General features: G+C 76.4%; 15 protein-coding genes. 8 read left to right on the forward strand and 7 right to left on the reverse strand.

All coding sequences use genetic code 11. The annotated features are described in order from the left end of the window. The 4 genes from AB0L40_RS21090 to AB0L40_RS21105 all read left to right on the forward strand — a co-directional run. Positions 1–903: hypothetical protein (locus AB0L40_RS21090; RefSeq protein ID WP_364359204.1), on the forward strand; the 903-nt coding region annotated here is incomplete at its 5' end. A 6-nt stretch (positions 904–909) separates the two neighbouring features. Next, a complete protein-coding gene (locus AB0L40_RS21095; protein WP_364359207.1) occupies positions 910–1,344 on the forward strand; it encodes a DUF350 domain-containing protein in 435 nt (144 codons plus the stop codon). After that, the gene (locus AB0L40_RS21100) at positions 1,341–3,128 is read left to right on the forward strand and encodes a polyamine aminopropyltransferase (protein ID WP_364359210.1); all 1,788 of its coding nucleotides are present in this window, start codon (positions 1,341–1,343) and stop codon (positions 3,126–3,128) included. Before AB0L40_RS21095 ends, AB0L40_RS21100 begins: the two co-directional genes overlap by 4 nt. Positions 3,129–3,197: 69 nt before the next feature. Beyond that, entirely contained in the window at positions 3,198–4,601 is a 1,404-nt protein-coding gene (locus tag AB0L40_RS21105; RefSeq protein WP_364359213.1) for a hypothetical protein, read from the forward strand. A gap of 763 nt (positions 4,602–5,364) precedes the next feature. Here the strand turns inward: AB0L40_RS21105 and AB0L40_RS21110 are convergent. Beyond that, on the reverse strand, positions 5,365–6,387 hold the full coding sequence (locus AB0L40_RS21110; RefSeq protein WP_364359216.1) for a hypothetical protein: 1,023 nt from the start codon (positions 6,385–6,387) through the stop codon (positions 5,365–5,367). Positions 6,388–6,510: 123 nt separating this feature from the next. Here AB0L40_RS21110 and AB0L40_RS21115 point away from each other — a divergent pair, with 123 nt between their 5' ends. After that, entirely contained in the window at positions 6,511–7,230 is a 720-nt protein-coding gene (locus AB0L40_RS21115; protein WP_364359219.1) for a DUF4178 domain-containing protein, read from the forward strand. Here AB0L40_RS21115 and AB0L40_RS21120 read toward each other — a convergent pair. From AB0L40_RS21120 to AB0L40_RS21145, 6 genes are all read right to left on the reverse strand, one after another. Next, positions 7,218–7,637, reverse strand: coding sequence for a Rid family hydrolase (locus tag AB0L40_RS21120; protein ID WP_364359222.1), 420 nt, complete (start codon positions 7,635–7,637; stop codon positions 7,218–7,220). The genes AB0L40_RS21115 and AB0L40_RS21120 overlap by 13 nt on opposite strands. Before the next feature lie 291 nt (positions 7,638–7,928). Beyond that, on the reverse strand, positions 7,929–8,765 hold the full coding sequence (locus tag AB0L40_RS21125) for a Mov34/MPN/PAD-1 family protein (protein WP_364359225.1): 837 nt from the start codon (positions 8,763–8,765) through the stop codon (positions 7,929–7,931). Beyond that, a complete protein-coding gene (locus AB0L40_RS21130; RefSeq protein WP_364359228.1) occupies positions 8,762–9,958 on the reverse strand; it encodes a ThiF family adenylyltransferase in 1,197 nt (398 codons plus the stop codon). The genes AB0L40_RS21125 and AB0L40_RS21130 overlap by 4 nt, the downstream gene beginning before the upstream one ends. A gap of 18 nt (positions 9,959–9,976) precedes the next feature. After that, the gene (locus tag AB0L40_RS21135) at positions 9,977–10,237 is read right to left on the reverse strand and encodes an EsaB/YukD family protein (RefSeq protein ID WP_364359231.1); all 261 of its coding nucleotides are present in this window, start codon (positions 10,235–10,237) and stop codon (positions 9,977–9,979) included. Positions 10,238–10,286: 49 nt separating this feature from the next. Beyond that, positions 10,287–10,790, reverse strand: coding sequence for a hypothetical protein (locus AB0L40_RS21140; protein ID WP_364359234.1), 504 nt, complete (start codon positions 10,788–10,790; stop codon positions 10,287–10,289). Next, entirely contained in the window at positions 10,787–11,329 is a 543-nt protein-coding gene (locus AB0L40_RS21145; protein ID WP_364359236.1) for a ubiquitin-conjugating enzyme E2, read from the reverse strand. The genes AB0L40_RS21140 and AB0L40_RS21145 overlap by 4 nt, the downstream gene beginning before the upstream one ends. A gap of 205 nt (positions 11,330–11,534) precedes the next feature. Between AB0L40_RS21145 and AB0L40_RS21150 the strand changes: the two genes are divergently transcribed. From AB0L40_RS21150 to AB0L40_RS21160, 3 genes are all read left to right on the forward strand, one after another. Beyond that, on the forward strand, positions 11,535–12,452 hold the full coding sequence (locus AB0L40_RS21150; RefSeq protein ID WP_364359239.1) for an RING finger protein: 918 nt from the start codon (positions 11,535–11,537) through the stop codon (positions 12,450–12,452). Positions 12,453–12,495: 43 nt separating this feature from the next. Further along, positions 12,496–13,527 carry a hypothetical protein gene (locus AB0L40_RS21155; protein WP_364359242.1) on the forward strand — a complete coding sequence of 344 codons (1,032 nt, stop codon included), beginning with the start codon at positions 12,496–12,498 and terminating at the stop codon, positions 13,525–13,527. Further along, on the forward strand, positions 13,518–14,411 hold an 894-nt coding region (locus tag AB0L40_RS21160; RefSeq protein ID WP_364359245.1), incomplete at its 3' end, for a hypothetical protein. The genes AB0L40_RS21155 and AB0L40_RS21160, both read left to right, overlap by 10 nt.

A 14,411-nucleotide genomic window follows, 5' to 3' on the forward strand; every position in this document is an offset into this window, starting at 1 on the left:
CGCGGCGTCGCCGTGCTCGCCGCCGGCCCACGTTCACGCATCGTCGCCGTGCTCGCCGCCGCCGCGCTGGTCCCCGCCGGGCTGACCGCCGGTCCCGCCGCGGCGCAGACCGCTGCGGCCCCGGCCACGACCGCCACGACGACGTCCACCGGTCCCGAGATCACGGCCGACCAGGCCGGCCCCGGGATCCTGTTGGACGCCGGCGACCGCGTCGAGCTCGCCCAGACGCTCGCCGAGTCGACCGAGGAGACCGGCGTCTGCTTCGGCTACCAGGTCTCCCTCGGGGGCTCCGGCGCGTCCGATCGCGACGAGGTCCTCTCCAACGACGGTCCCGATCGGCGGCCGGGCGCGTCCGCCTCGTGCCCGAAGGGCTACCTCGTCGTCAACGTGTCACTGAACTACACGAGTTCGTCGTCGGAGGCCGAGGACAGCGCCGACTACGCGGTCGTCACGAACGTGCCCGGGCTGCCGGCGTCCGCCGCGACGCAGCGCCTGAAGAACCTGACCGACGTGGACGGCGACGACCTGCTCGGCGGGAACGACGACCTCGCCCTGCGCAACCTGACGGCCGCACTGCCGCTGATCCTCGACGACGCCGAGCCGGCCGAGGAGACCGTCGCCGCGACGACCGCCCCCAACGGCGACGGGCTGACGGGCAAGCCGAGCTCCGACTGGCTGCGGGCGCACGGCCTGGGCATCGGCATCGCCGTCGTGCTGCTGCTCGTGGCCGTCGGTCTCGTCGGCTACGGGCTGATCGCGCGGCGACAGGCGCGGAAGCCGCAGCGCCCGAAGGGCCCGTCCCTCTTCGGCGGGTCTTCCGGGTCCGCCGGCTCGTCCGGGCCCACGGGCTCCGGCGGGTCGTCCGCGTCCGGCGGGTCCTCCTCCACCACCTCGATCCCGTAGGCGACGATGAACGACACCCTGAACGACCTCCTCAACGGCCTCGGCAGCGCCGCGGCGTACTCCGTCGTCGGCCTGATCGTGCTGATCGCGGGCTTCGTGGCCGTCGACCTCGCCACCCCGGGCGACCTGCGCCGCCAGATCTGGGACGATCGCAACAAGGACCTCACCGCCGTGCTGGCGTCCGGCCTGGCGGCGAACACGATGACCGTGGTCGTCGCGATCCTGAGCTCCGACGACGACCTCGGCAAGGGCCTCGTCGACGCGTTCGGCTACGGCCTGCTGGGCGTGATCCTGATCGGCTTCGTCTTCAAGGTCGTCGACCTCCTGACCCCGGGCGACCTGGGCGAGATGGTCGCCCACGACGACCACCACCCGGCGGTCTGGATCACGGTCGTGACGCACCTGGCCGTCGGAGCCGTGGTCGCCGCGTCGATCTCGTGAGCGCCGACGGCGCCGCGGGCGCCGTGCCGGGGCCGGGTGGGACGACCGGGGCGGTCGGGGGCGGCGCGTCGGTCGAAGGCGGGCCGTCGGTCGAAGGCGGGCCGTCGGTCGAAGGCCGGCCGTCGGTCGAAGGCCGGCCGTCGGTCGAAGGCGGGGACGACGGGGCCTCCGCGGGCGGGCCGGCCACCGCCGGACCCCGGACCGCACGCTCGGTCCGGGCGCTCCTCCTGCTGGCCGCCGGCGCGTGCGCCGCCTGCGCGCTGGTCTACGAGCTGGCCCTGATCGCGCTGGGCGGGGTGCTCGTCGGGGCGACCGTCACGCAGACGTCGCTCGTCGTCTCGCTCTTCGTCTTCGCGCTCGGGATCGGGGCGCTCGCCGCCAAGCCGTTCCTCCGGCGGCCGCTGCCGGCGTTCGTCGCGGTCGAGGTCGGGGTCGCCGTCGCGGGCGGCTTCTCGGTGCTCGCCTGTTACGCCGCGTTCGCGTACGCCGGGGTCTACACGCCGGCCGTGGTCGTCGCGTCCCTGGTCTGCGGGGCGCTCGTCGGCGCCGAGCTGCCGCTGCTGATGGAGCTCCTGCAACGGGTCCGGGCGCAGGCCGCGGCCCGCGCGCTGGCCGACCTGACGGCCGCGGACTACGTCGGCGCGCTCGTCGGCGGGCTGGCCTTCCCGTTCGTCCTGCTGCCGCTGCTCGGCCAGATGCGGGGCGCCCTGGCCGCCGGCCTCGTCAACCTCGTCTGCGCCGCGCTGATCGTCTTCGTCGTCTTCCGCGGCGACCTGACCCGCCGCGTGCGGATCGGCGCGACCGCCCTCCTGCTCGTCGGGACGGTCGCGGTCGGGCTCGGCCTCGCGTACGCCGGGCGCTTCGAGGTCTCCGCCCGCCAGCAGCTCTACGACGACCCGATCGTGGTCTCCGAGCGCACGCCGTACCAGGAGATCGACGTCACCGAGAGCCTCACCTTCCGGGGCACCGCGGACGTGCGCCTGTACCTCAACGGCGACCTCCAGCTCTCCAGCCGCGACGAGTACCGCTACCACGAGGCCCTCGTCCACCCGGCGCTGGCGGCGACCACCCCCCAGGCCCGCGCGCGCGGCCTGCGGGTCCTCGTCCTCGGCGGCGGCGACGGGATGGCCGTCCGCGAGATCCTGCGCCACCGCGAGGTCGCGGCCGTCCACCTCGTCGACCTCGACCCGGCGATGACCCGCCTGGCGCGCACCGACCCGCGGCTGCGCGCGCTCAACCGAGGATCGCTGGACGACCGCCGCGTGCAGGTCACCAACGGCGACGCGTTCAACTGGGTGCGGGACCACCCGAAGGGCGGGACGGACGACCGCTACGACGCCGTCGTCATCGACTTCCCCGACCCCGACGACCAGGGCCTCGCGCGCCTCTACAGCGCCGAGCTCTACGGGATGGTCCGCAGCCGCGTCCTCGCCCCCGGCGGCGTGGCGGTCGTGCAGTCGGGCTCCCCGTACTTCGCGCCCGACGCATTCTGGTCGGTCGGCAAGACGCTGCAGCTCGCGGGCTGGCGGGGCCGGCCGTACCACGTGGACGTCCCGACCTTCGGCGACTGGGGATTCTGGCTCGCCGGTCCCGCGTCCTCCCCGACCGCCCCGGTGCTCTCCGTCGGCGGCCCTCCCCCGCCGGGCCTGCGCTTCCTGAACGCGCAGACCCTGCGGGCGGCGGCCTCCTTCCCCGCCGACCGCGGCCCGCGCGACGTCCACCCGACGACGCTGAACCGCCCGGCGATCCTCGACTACACCCGCAAGGGGTGGGCGGACTACTAGGGGAGAGGTGGCACGAAAGCCGCCATCTGGCGGATGTGGCCACATCGGGCGTCGAGCATCCTCGCCTCGATGTCCGCGAACTCCCGGCCAGCCCGCGTCGACGAAGCCGGCCGGTCGTGTCCCTACTGCCGCTTCCCCCTGAAGCCCGGGACGGGGGTCGCGGAGTGCGGGTCCTGCCACGCCGTCCACCACGACGAGTGCTGGGAGGAGGGCGGCGGGTGCGCGGTGGTCGGCTGCAACGCGACCTCCGAGACCCGGACGCTCGTGACCCCGGCCGCGCCGCCGCCCCGTCCGGCGAGCCCCGCGACCGCGCTCTCCCGCTCCCGGACGCCGTGGTCCCTCGCCGTCGCCGGGGTGACGCTCGTCGTCGTGCTCGTCGCCGCCGCGGTGGTCCTCCTGGGCGGGGACGACTCCTCCGGCGGAGATCCGCCCGCGCAGGCGCGCGCGGCGACGACGAGCGCGCAGCCCGCCGCCGCCCCGGTCGTCGCCCGTCCCGCCGACGCGACGATCACCATCGGGAAGGACCAGGAGCTCACGGTCGCGGGCGGGCAGCCCTGGACCGTCAAGTACACGGAGTACGTCGAGCCGTGGGTCTACCGCCGACGGGACGAGGTCAGCGGCCGCGCGGACGGCCTTCGGACGCTGGAGGGCCAGGGGAGCATCTCCGCGAGCGACGGCAGGTCGGTGCAGGCCCTCGAGCGGTTCACCGGCGACTACCGGACCCTCTACGCGCTCTACTCGGGCGAGGGCCTGTCCGGCTACCCGCCCGCCCTGCACGCGTACGACACCGACACCGGGGAGCGGCGATGGGTCCACCGGATGCCCGACGCGAGCATCCAGTTCGAGCTCGCGCCCGCGGGCGACGTCGCGTGGCTGCTGCTCGACGCCGCCGGGGCCGAGGGCAAGGGCCAGATCCGGCGCCTCGACGTCGACACCGGCCGGGTCCTCGGGCGGACGGACCTCGACTTCCAGTGCCTGCCGAGGGTGCCCGCGGCGTTCGAGGACATCCCCGACCAGCAGACCCAGGCGGGGACGTCGGACGCCCTCTACCTGCTGTTCGCATCGACGTCGTGCGGCAGATCGTCCCTGCGCATCCGGCGGATCGGCGCGGACGGCACCGTGGGCCCGCTGGTCCCGGTCGCCGTGGGCGAGGAGTCCGGCGTCGCCGTCGCCGGGGGCACCGTGTGGCTCAGCGACGCGGCGCGCGGCGCCGTGACCCCGCTGGACCCGGACACCCTGAAGCCGCTCGGGTCGCCCGTGCCGGTCGGGAGGGGCGCCGCCGCGATGGCCGAGGCCGGCGGCGATCTCTGGGTGATGGTCGCCGGGGACCGCACGGTCGTCCGCGTCGACGCGAAGACCGCGAAGGTCATCGAGCGGTACCAGCTGTCCTTCGTGCCCCGGCGCCTGGGCGCCACCGACACGGCGCTGTGGGTGTCCGGCCGCACGAAGGCGAGCCGCATCGACGTCGGCTGACCGCCGCCCGCGCCGCTCCCGGGCCGTGCGCCGTCGCCCGCGGGAGCGGCCGGAGCCGCCGCCGCGGGCGCCCGGCGGTACGGGGTCGCCGGTCGTGGGACCGACGGCGGGAGGGCGCGGATGGCCGCCTGGTGGGGACGGAACCCCCGGCCCGCCACCTCGGCGGACCGGTACGCCGACGGTAGGTCCTGGACCGCGTCCGCACATCGGCAGAACGGCCGAGCGGCGCGCCGCGTGGGCCATCCGGCGGACGCCCGCGGCCACGGCGACGGGTCCCGCGTCCCCACGGTCCGGCGCACGGGGCGGCACCCGCCGGCGGCGCCACCGCGCGTCCCGCCGCGGCCGTCCGGCGTCCTCCGTCGACCTCCGGGATCCCTCGGTCGGGGCGGCGCGGTGAGTGGGGTCGGTCGATGTTCGGCCATGGGGTGTCCGTGATCGACCGCGGCGGCCCCGCCGACGAGGGCGCGCGGCGTGGGTCGGACGAACTCCGGCCACGAGGTGTCCGTGATCGACCGCGGCGGCCCCGCCGACGAGGGCGCGCGGCGGGGGTCGGACGAACTCCGGCCACGAGGTGTCCGTGATCGACCGCGGCGGCCCCACCGAGGAGGGCGCGCCACGGGGGTCGGACGAACTCCGGCCACGAGGTGTCCGTGATCGACCGCGGCGGCCCCACCGAGGAGGGCGCGCCGCGGGGGTCGGACGAACTCCGGCCACGGGGTGTCCGTGATCGACCGGTGCGGTCGCTGCGTCCGTGCGCCGCGGTTCAGGCCGGTTGCGCGCCCGGGAACCGCGCGTGCAGCCAGGCGTCCCAGCGGGGGCGCTCGGCCTCGGCGACGGCGGCCCCGGCAGGGCCGAAGAAGTGGGCGTGGACGAGCAGGGACGTCGTCGTCCACACGTGCGCGGAGAGCTCGACGAGGCCCGGCGCCGGGGCCGTCGTGCGCAGGAGCAGGCTCGTCGGGCGCACCTCCTCGACGACGCCCGCCAGAGCGGGCGCGCCGGGCACGGCGACGATCTCGTCCCCCACGGCCGCGTCGTGGAACCCGAGCGCCCGGAGCAGCGCCGCCCAGGCCTCGTCCCGGCCGGCGCGCACGCCGCGGACGACGAAGACGCCGCCGGCCGACTGTCCCGGGAAGTGCTCGCGCACCAGGCGCAGGTTGCGCAGGCCGGCCACCCAGCCCTCCTCGGTCACGGCGACCGCCGCCCGCCAGACCGGCCCCTCCTCCGTCAGCCCGCTCGTCAGGCGCACCCGGCAGGCGGCACCGGCCGCGACCCCGCCGGCCGGACTCGCCCCGCCGGCGCCGTCCGCCCCGCCCCCGCTCGCCCCATCGGCTCCGCCCGCCCCGCCGTCGACCGGCTCGACGAGGAGCTCCGTCCGCCAGGGCGGGACGTCCGTCCCCCACGCGCGCTCCTCGTACGCGAAGCGCCACGGCGGCTCGAGGACCGTGACGACGCCGTGGCTGTGGCCGAACGAGCCGTGGTCGGTGACGACGGCCCCGCCCACCCGCTGCTGGACCTGGGCGGGCACGAACCACGTGCCGATCCCGGCGCCGGTGGACACGGACCACCAGACCTCCTCCGGTGTCCCCGCGACGACGGCCTCGGCCCGGACGAGCGCGGCCTCGGGGTCGAGGGCGGGGTGGTCGGCGAGGTCGGGGCCGCCGGCGTCCGGGCGTCCGAGGTCGGGGCCGCCGGCGTCCGGGCGTCCCAGGTCGGGGCCGCCGGCGTCCGGGCGTCCGAGGTCGGGGCCTCCGGGGACGGGAGCGTCGGGTCGGGACGGAGCGGGCATCGGCGGACCATCCGATCAGGCACCCCGGCGGCTGTCAACGTGGACACCCACGGACCCCGCGGATCGGGCCGCCCGCCGGACGCGCCCGGCGCGCGGCCTCCCCCGCGCCCTATCCTCGCGGCGATGCTGCTCGCGATCGTCATGGGTCTCCTCGCGATCGCGTCGCTGGTCGCGTTCGTCGTGCCGATGCGGATCGCGATGCGGGCGGACGCCGCGACGGGGCGGCCGGGCGCCGCGCCGGGCGCCGCGCCGGGGGCCGGCGCCACGGAGTTCGTCGGGCTGTCCCACCTCGCCCTCGGCGTGGAGCTGAAGTTCGACCGCCAGACGTGGTTCGTGCGGGGCGTCCAGCGCGTCACGGCGCCCGACGGCTCGTCGTGGTCGGCGTGGCACCTCGACGACCGCGGCCAGGGCGGCTGGATGGCGACGACGGGGGTGGACGACGAGGTCGTCTTCGCGGTCCGGGCCGAGAAGCCCGAGACGGTGGACCCGACGCGCTCGTCGGTCACGTGGCGCGGCTACGCGTGGGAGCGCCGGGGCGCGGACGGCGGGACCGTCGAGGCGGACGGCGAGCGACGCGAGCCGCGCCGCCGCGGGAGCGCCATGGTGCCGGTCTCGCCGACCGCGCTCGAGCGCGTCATCTTCGCGCGTCCCGAGCTGCCGGCGCGACGCCTGGTCCTCGAGCGCTCCGCCGGGGACGAGGAGTGGAACGCGTGGATCGGGACGGCCGTGCCGGGCAGCATGATCGACGTCTGGCCGCCGGCGGGGGCGCTGGCCACGCCGGTCGCGCCGGGCCCGGACCCCGACGGACCGGCCCCGGCCGACCAGCCCGCTCAGCCCTCGTAGACCGCGCCGGCCCCGACGATCGCCTCGACCTCGATCTCGACCTTCAGCCGGGGGTCGACGAGGGCCGCGACGCCGAGGGTGGAGATCGTCGGCCGGGCACCGCGCAGGGCCTCGCCGTACGCACTGAGGACGGCGCTCCCGTTGGCCGGCAGGTCCACCACGAAGACGCGGGTGCGGATGACGTCGCGCAGCTCGGAGCCCGCCTGCTCCAGCGCGTGCTCGATGGTCTCCAGCGCCAGGCGGGCCTGGTCGCCGGCGTCGTCGGGGATCGCCTCGTCGCCGCGGGCCGCCGTCGTGCCGGACACGAGCACGCGGTCGCCGACCCGGATGGCCCGTGAGTAGCCGACCTCGGTCTCCCACGGCCCGCCGGAGTGGAAGCGTTGGACGCGGTCCTGGTCGCGGCTCATGTCCGAGAGGTTAAGGGGCCCCTGCGGGGCGGCACTGTCCGGCGGGACGGGATCGGGACGAGAACCCTGGCCAGCCGGTCCGCCACGCACCCCCGCCGTCCGGCGCGCGCCGGAGTACGGCGCCCACCTCGGCCCGGCCGTCCGGCGGACGTCGGGACACGGCGCCCCGGCCGTCCGACGCGCGCCGGGACCCGGCGTCCCGCGTCGCCCCGGCCGTCCGACGCGCGCCGGGACACAACGCCCACCCCGCCCCAGCCGTCCGGCGAACGGCGGCGCAGGACGCGCCCCGCCCTACCGCCCGCTGCGCACCGGGACGACCGCCGGCGCGGCCGGGTCGGCCCGCGCCGCCGAGACGACCACGAAGCCCAGGAGGAGGCCCACCAGCAGCGCGACGAGCACCACGCCCGCCCCGCGACGGGTGGGGAGCAGCGCCGGGGCGCGCCCCGCCCCGGCGAGGATCGTGTGGGCGGCGGGGCGGCCGTCGGCCACCGGCGTCGCGAACGTCCCCGGGACGTCGGGATCGACCGCCGCCCCCGCGCCGGCGCCGGATCCCGGGCGGGGCCGGACCACGCCGGACCCGAGCGCCGCCCCGGCCCGCGAGTCGGTCCGCTCCGGGCGACGCCCGGAGGCGCCGCCGTCGCCGCGGGAGGCGGCCGGACCGCGGCTCCCGCCCGCCCCGGGCCGCGTCGTCGGGCGCTCGAAGATCGGCGCGATCTCGCCGTCGCGCCAGCCGAACACACCCTCCGTCCCGGCGCGGGGGTCGACGACGTGCGCGACCTGTCCGACGCCCGAGAAGAAGTTGCGCTGGATGAAGAGGTCGTGCTCTGAGAGGAAGATCCCGAAGCCCGGGTGCGAGTGGTACCAGCCGACGATCTGGCGCCCCGGGTGCTCCTCCTCGAGCACCGCGTGGACCTCGGACCAGGCGTCGTGGGTGAACGTCACGCTCGCGACCTCGGAGGTCGCCTCCAGCGCCGGGATCGCCGCCAGGACGTGGGTCTCCGGCGGGTCCTTCTGGTACTCGCCGACCAGGACGCCGCCGACCTCGCGCCCGAGGCTCGAGAAGACATGGTCGAGGATCGTCTCGTGCGCGGCCCGGCGGAACCGCGGGCGATGCCCCTCGCCGCTCACGCCGTCGCCCCGATCGCCGCGACGCGGTCCTGGAGCGGCAGCGCGCCGCCGAGCCAGAGGTGCCAGCGGTCGTACTCGTGACGGGCCGTGACGGCGTCGCCCGGGGCGACGCCCAGCTCGTCGGGTCGCAGGACCAGGAGCTCGGCGTCGTCCGGCCCGACGGCGTGGCGGGTGACGGGCCGCATCTCCTCGCCGCAGGTCGCGCAGAGGACGTCGGCGGCCTTCAGCTCGTGCAGCGGCCGGGCGAGCGGGACGACGACGTCGCAGGTCGCGCAGGCCGCGCCCGTCGCGATCTCGACCTCGAGCTCGAGCGTCACGTCGTCCGTGCCGAGGCCCCGCCGGCCGGCGGCGAGCAGGTCGGCGAAGGTGGCGTCCAGCGCGACGTCCTCGCCCGTCTGCGGGTCGTAGTGGTCGTGCGCCATGCAGTCCTCACGGGCCCGGTAGCCGACGACGTAGGAGTCGTGGGTGCCGCCGTTGAACGCGAAGCCGCGCCCCGACAGCGTCTCGACCCCGTGCAGGAGCTTCACGGCCTCCTGCACCTGGATCCCCGCGATGATCGACGCGGTCGTCGCGGTCGTGGGGACCTTGCCGCCCTCCATCTCGTCGCGGGTCAGCAGCGAGCACGAGCGGCGGTTGGCGACCAGCTCGTGGTCACGCGCGTTCATCGTGCACTCGTAGCAGGGGCCCTCGGTCGGGAGGAAGACCCGCGCGATGCCCTGCAGGCCCTCGATCGCCCCGTCGACGTAGGGCGTCCCGGCCTTGCGGCACGCCTCGTTGACGTGCATCCGCGCCTCGCGGTTGTCGAGCCCGCCGAGGACCACGTCGACGTCGCGGATCAGCGACAGGCCGACGACGGAGCGGACGTCGCCGACCAGCGGGGTCACCGTCACCTCGTCGTTGAGGTCCCGCGCGGCGGCGGCCACGACCGTCGCCTTGGCGCGACCCTCGTCCGCCGGGCGGAAGAGCACGCAACGCGACAGGTTCGACCCCTCCACGACGTCGAGGTCGGTCAGGAGGATCGTCCCGACGCCCATCAGGACCAGGTTCTTCACCAGCTCGTTGCCCAGCGCGCCCGCCCCGACGACGAGGACGCGCGCGTCGCGGAGCCGCCCCTGCTCCCACCAGGTGATCAGCGTCTGCCGGTGGTACCTCCCGTCGAGGTCCTCGGGTTCGATCAGCACGCGCTCGGACATGGGTCGAGGCTCCGGCGGTCAGCCGGCGGTGATCTCGGCGACGAGCCGCAGCACGTCGCCGTCACGGACGCCGGCCGCGCCGAGCGTCTCGTCGTCGGCGATCTGCTGGCCGGTGCGCTTGTGGTGGAACTTGTAGGAGATCGGGATCCCGTCGACGCCCATCGCGGGCATCTCCATCAGCTCGACGAGCTTGGCGACGATCCGCCCCGTCGGGATGTTGTCCGGGACGGTCGCCTCCTCGAACTTGTTCCCGGTCGAATCGGTCACGGTGATGTCCACCGGTGTCTCCTGTCTCTTGGTGGATGCGGGGGAAGGCGGTGGCGCGTCGTCACGACGCAGTCCCGGGGGCGGCGGGCACCGGGACGGCGCGCGCGGCGAGGGCGTCGAGGGCGTCGCCGGGGGTCGCGCCGACGGACTCCGCCCAGGCGGCGGCCTCGGCGTCGAGCGGGTCGACGACGCTGAACTCCTGCCAGGTGACGAGGCGTACGAGCCGCCGCACGACGTCCGCGAGGCCCTCTCCGGCGCTCCAGGACCCGAGGCAGACCCCGCCGTGGCGGCGCGGCGGCAGGATGTTGGGGTGCATCACCGGCGTGCCCCAGCGGATCACCGGGGGCAACCGGGGGTAGTCGCGGTGCAGGTCGATCACCGCGCGGTGGCCGGAGCGCACCACGGGGACGCCGCCGGCGCCGCGTGCCAGCCCGGGCACCAGGAGCGCGAGCTCGTAGCGCTCGGGCGGAACGCCGTGGGACTCGAAGGTGATCCGCGGGTCCTGCCGGGCGAGCTCCGCGAGGTGGGCCTCGTCCGCCAGCAGCCGGCGGTCCCGGGGCGTCATCGGCGGCGGAGCCCGATCTCGAACTCGGCCACGCCCACGTCGACGTGGCCGACCGGCAGCCGCTCGCGGTTGGCGACGGTCCAGCGGGCCGCGCGGACGTCGAGCGGGCTCTGCGGGTTGACGACGCGGTACTGGATCATGTCCGCGACCTTCGCGACGACCGCAGCCAGCCCCTGCTCCGCCGCCCAGTGGTCCTGCAGGCAGAACGCGTCGTGGGTGATGTTCGGGTGGAACAAGGGTGTGAGGGGACGCACCAGCGGGCGCTCCCGGGGATAGCCGCGGGTGAGGGTGATCTCCACCTCGTGTTCGTCGGCCAGCGTCGGGACGCCCGACTCGTCGCAGCGCACCACACCCGGGACGCCGCGGTAGGCCACGCGGTAGCTCTCCGGCGGACGGACCGGCCCGATCGGCACCACGGTGACGTGCGGGTGCCCCGAGAAGTCCGCCCGCAGGCTCTCGAAGTCCGCGGCCAGGCGCCGGAGACGGGGCCCGCCGGGCCTGCCGGCCGGCGGTCCTGCGGCTGGTGGTCGGGCGGTCATGGACAGATCGAAGCAGATCCGGGGGCCGCTGGCGACCCGCAGAGGGGTGGGCCGGCCCACCCCCGAAGTGGTGGCGTTCCCACCTCCCGATCGTCATGATGCGCGGCTCCCCCGCTCCCACCACCGTCCCACGTCGTCCCGGATCGGCATGTCGCAGCGTTCACCACTTTCCACAACGTCCGCCGGGTCGGCGCGGGGCTGACCGGTGGGCTCCCAACCACCCGGCCTCCGCGCGGCGAGCGACGCCGACACCGGGACGTCCTGTCCGTACTGCCGGTTCGCCGTGAAGCCCGGCACCACCGTCGCGGTCTGTCCCGCGTGCTCGTCCCCGCACCACGCCGACTGCTGGTCCGAGCGCGGCGGCTGCGCGGTCGGCGGCTGCGTCGACACCACCGCCACGGTGGTCGGCCCGTTCGCCGCGCCCGAGGCCGCGAGCTGGGCCGCGGCCCCGCCCCCGCCCACCGCGCCGCCGGGCTCGGCCTCCCGCCCGCGGTCCAGCGCGCCGATCGTCGGCGCCATCGTGGTGCTCGCGATCGTCATCGCCGGCGCGGCCACAGCCGTCGTGCTGAGCTCCAGCGGCGACGACGCGGCGCCGGCGGCGCAGGTGCGGGCGTCCGGCGCGACGCCGGCGGCCGGGGGCGCCCGGTCGTCCGCGGGCTCCGACGCGCCGACGGCGGAGCCGGCGACCCCGCCGTCCTCGGCGCCGTCGGCCGACGCGGGGACGTCCGTGGACGCGGGCGCCCCGGCGGGCGCGGGCACCGCGGCGTCCGGCGGCGCCCCCGAGACCAGCGCGCCGGATTCGCCCGCCGACCCCCCGCGGAGCCCCGCCGCGCCGCTGACCGCCGCCGAGCGGGCCGAGGCCTCCGGGCCGACGATCTACCTGGCGCAGCTCGCCGCGCTGACCTCGCGGTCCGGCGCGCAGTCCGAGGTCGCCCGCATGGCGCGCCTCGGGGTCCCGGGCGCGCAGGTGCTCCGCAGCGACGACTTCGTCGGGATGCTGCCGGGCTACTGGATCGTCTACGACGGCTTCTACGACGACAAGCCCCGCGCGAAGGCGGCCGCCACGGCCGCCCGCCGCGCCGGCGCCGCGCACGCCTTCACCCGCGCGGTGGCCCGCCGATGAGCCACCGCCCCACACCCACCACCCGTCCCGAAGGACCCCGTCGATGAGCACGCCGACGCACCGCACGGCCACGCCCGAGGACGTCGGCCGGAGCTGCCCGTACTGCCGCTTCCCGCTGAAGCCCGGCGCCGGGGTCACCGACTGCGGCACCTGCCACGCCACGCACCACGACGACTGCTGGGCCGAGGGCGGCGGGTGCGCCGTCGTCGGCTGCGGGGCGACCTCCGAGCTCGACCCGACGCTCGTCACGAGCGGTGCGGCCGCCGGCGCGAGCACGGGCTCCGTCCCGATCGCACCGGCTCCGGGATCGCCCCCGCCCGCGTGGGCCCCCCCGAGCGGCCCGCCCGCTCCGGCCCCGCGCCGCGGGAACGGCCTGATCGTCGCGGCCGTACTGGTGCTGGCGCTCGTCGTCGCCGGCAGCGCCGCCGCCTTCGTCCTGACCCGCGACGCGGGCGACGACGCGGCGCTGGCGGCCCAGACGACGAGCACCGTCGGCGACACCACGAGCACCGCGGGCGACACCTCCGCGGAGGCACCGACCGCGACGGACACGACGTCGGACACGACCACAGACGACGCGACCCCGACGGCGACGTCGGGCGGCGCGGTCCCCGACGACGACGAGTCGACGATGGCGGACGACATCGCCACGACGATCTCCGAGTACTACGGGGCGCTCAACAACGGCGACACGAACACCGCCTGGGACCTGCTCAGCGGCCGACGCCACCGGCTGGAGACCTCCGGCCGGGTCCTCTACGGCCGCCAGCGCACGCGCGCGTCGTGGGCGGCGGCCGAGGGACGCACCGGCCTGGCGGTCTCGCCCGGCACCGTGACCGCGACGATGGTCGAGCTCGACCGCGCCAACGGCGTGGCGACCGTCCGCATCAAGGGCCTCGACTTCAGCGGCCCGAACGCCGGCCACTGCAACGGCCGCTACACCGGCATCACCTGGGCGAAGTACGAGAACGGCGCCTGGAAGTACGAGCCCGGCGCCAACACGACCGCGAAGCGCGAGGCCCGCTGGCCCAACGCCTCCACCGATCCCCGACTGCTGGGCAACAAGTGCAACTGACCGTGGTCCGCAGGCTCGCCGTCGCAGCGCTGCTCGTCGGTCTGCTGATCGGCGGGGCCGTCGGCTGGGCGGCGTCCGGGGACGACACGACGAACGCCGCGGCGACGCCGGCGCCGATCGTCGGCGGCGGACGGGCCGGCACGCAGGCCGCGAAGCCGGCGACGGCCGGTGAGGGGACGGAGGACCGGAGCCCGACGACGGCCGCGGCCGGCGCGACGGCCGACGAGGATCTGGAGAACGTCCTGGCGCGCGCGCTCAACAAGGGCGTCAGCTCTGCCACGAAGCGGTACGACGGCACGGTGGAGGCGGCGATCCTCGCCGACGGCTGGAGCACCCCGGTCGTCCGCGCGACGTCCGCGGGCCGGACCGGCGTCGCCCACGAGAGCAGCCGGCGCACGCGCATGTGGAGCATGAGCAAGGCCGTCACGGCGGTCGCCCTCCTGGAGCGGGTGCCGTACGGCGCGCTCGCGGAGCCCGTCAAGCAGGCGATGACGCGCGCCCTGACCGCGTCGGAGAACTGCCCGCAGCGGCGCATCGTCCTGGAGCTGCAGCGGCGCTACGACGGGCCCGGCGGGGCCCAGGAGGCGGTCCGGAAGGTCCTCGCGGACGCCGGGGCCGACCCGACGGGCGTCGACGTCGCCGCGACCCCGCCCGACGACCCCGACTGCCAGCGGGCGCTCACGGACGGATCCCTCGGCTGGAACGAGAATCCCCGGGCCGCCGCCCTGCAGCTCGGCACCGCAGAGTGGACGATCGGCGACGCGGCGCGGTTCGCCCATCACCTCGCCGCGGGCGGGTACACCCCGCGCGGCGCCGGCAAGCGGGTGCTGCAGCTGCTGCGACTCGCGAAGGCCCGCAGCACGGAGGGTGACCCGTCGGGCTTC

Origin of the sequence: Patulibacter sp. NPDC049589 (assembly GCF_040675535.1) — a bacterium.
Lineage (GTDB): Bacteria > Actinomycetota > Thermoleophilia > Solirubrobacterales > Solirubrobacteraceae > Patulibacter.

What these genes read in the sequence shown, in the direction of transcription:
- AB0L40_RS21095 (WP_364359207.1), top strand. Translation starts at nt 910, where the DNA reads ATGAACGACACCCTGAACGACCTCCTCAACGGCCTCGGCAGCGCCGCG.
- AB0L40_RS21105 (WP_364359213.1), top strand. Translation starts at nt 3,198, where the DNA reads ATGTCCGCGAACTCCCGGCCAGCCCGCGTCGACGAAGCCGGCCGGTCG.
- AB0L40_RS21110 (WP_364359216.1), bottom strand. Translation starts at nt 6,387, where the DNA reads ATGCCCGCTCCGTCCCGACCCGACGCTCCCGTCCCCGGAGGCCCCGAC.
- AB0L40_RS21115 (WP_364359219.1), top strand. Translation starts at nt 6,511, where the DNA reads ATGCTGCTCGCGATCGTCATGGGTCTCCTCGCGATCGCGTCGCTGGTC.
- AB0L40_RS21120 (WP_364359222.1), bottom strand. Translation starts at nt 7,637, where the DNA reads ATGAGCCGCGACCAGGACCGCGTCCAACGCTTCCACTCCGGCGGGCCG.
- AB0L40_RS21130 (WP_364359228.1), bottom strand. Translation starts at nt 9,958, where the DNA reads ATGTCCGAGCGCGTGCTGATCGAACCCGAGGACCTCGACGGGAGGTAC.
- AB0L40_RS21140 (WP_364359234.1), bottom strand. Translation starts at nt 10,790, where the DNA reads ATGACGCCCCGGGACCGCCGGCTGCTGGCGGACGAGGCCCACCTCGCG.
- AB0L40_RS21145 (WP_364359236.1), bottom strand. Translation starts at nt 11,329, where the DNA reads ATGACCGCCCGACCACCAGCCGCAGGACCGCCGGCCGGCAGGCCCGGC.
- AB0L40_RS21155 (WP_364359242.1), top strand. Translation starts at nt 12,496, where the DNA reads ATGAGCACGCCGACGCACCGCACGGCCACGCCCGAGGACGTCGGCCGG.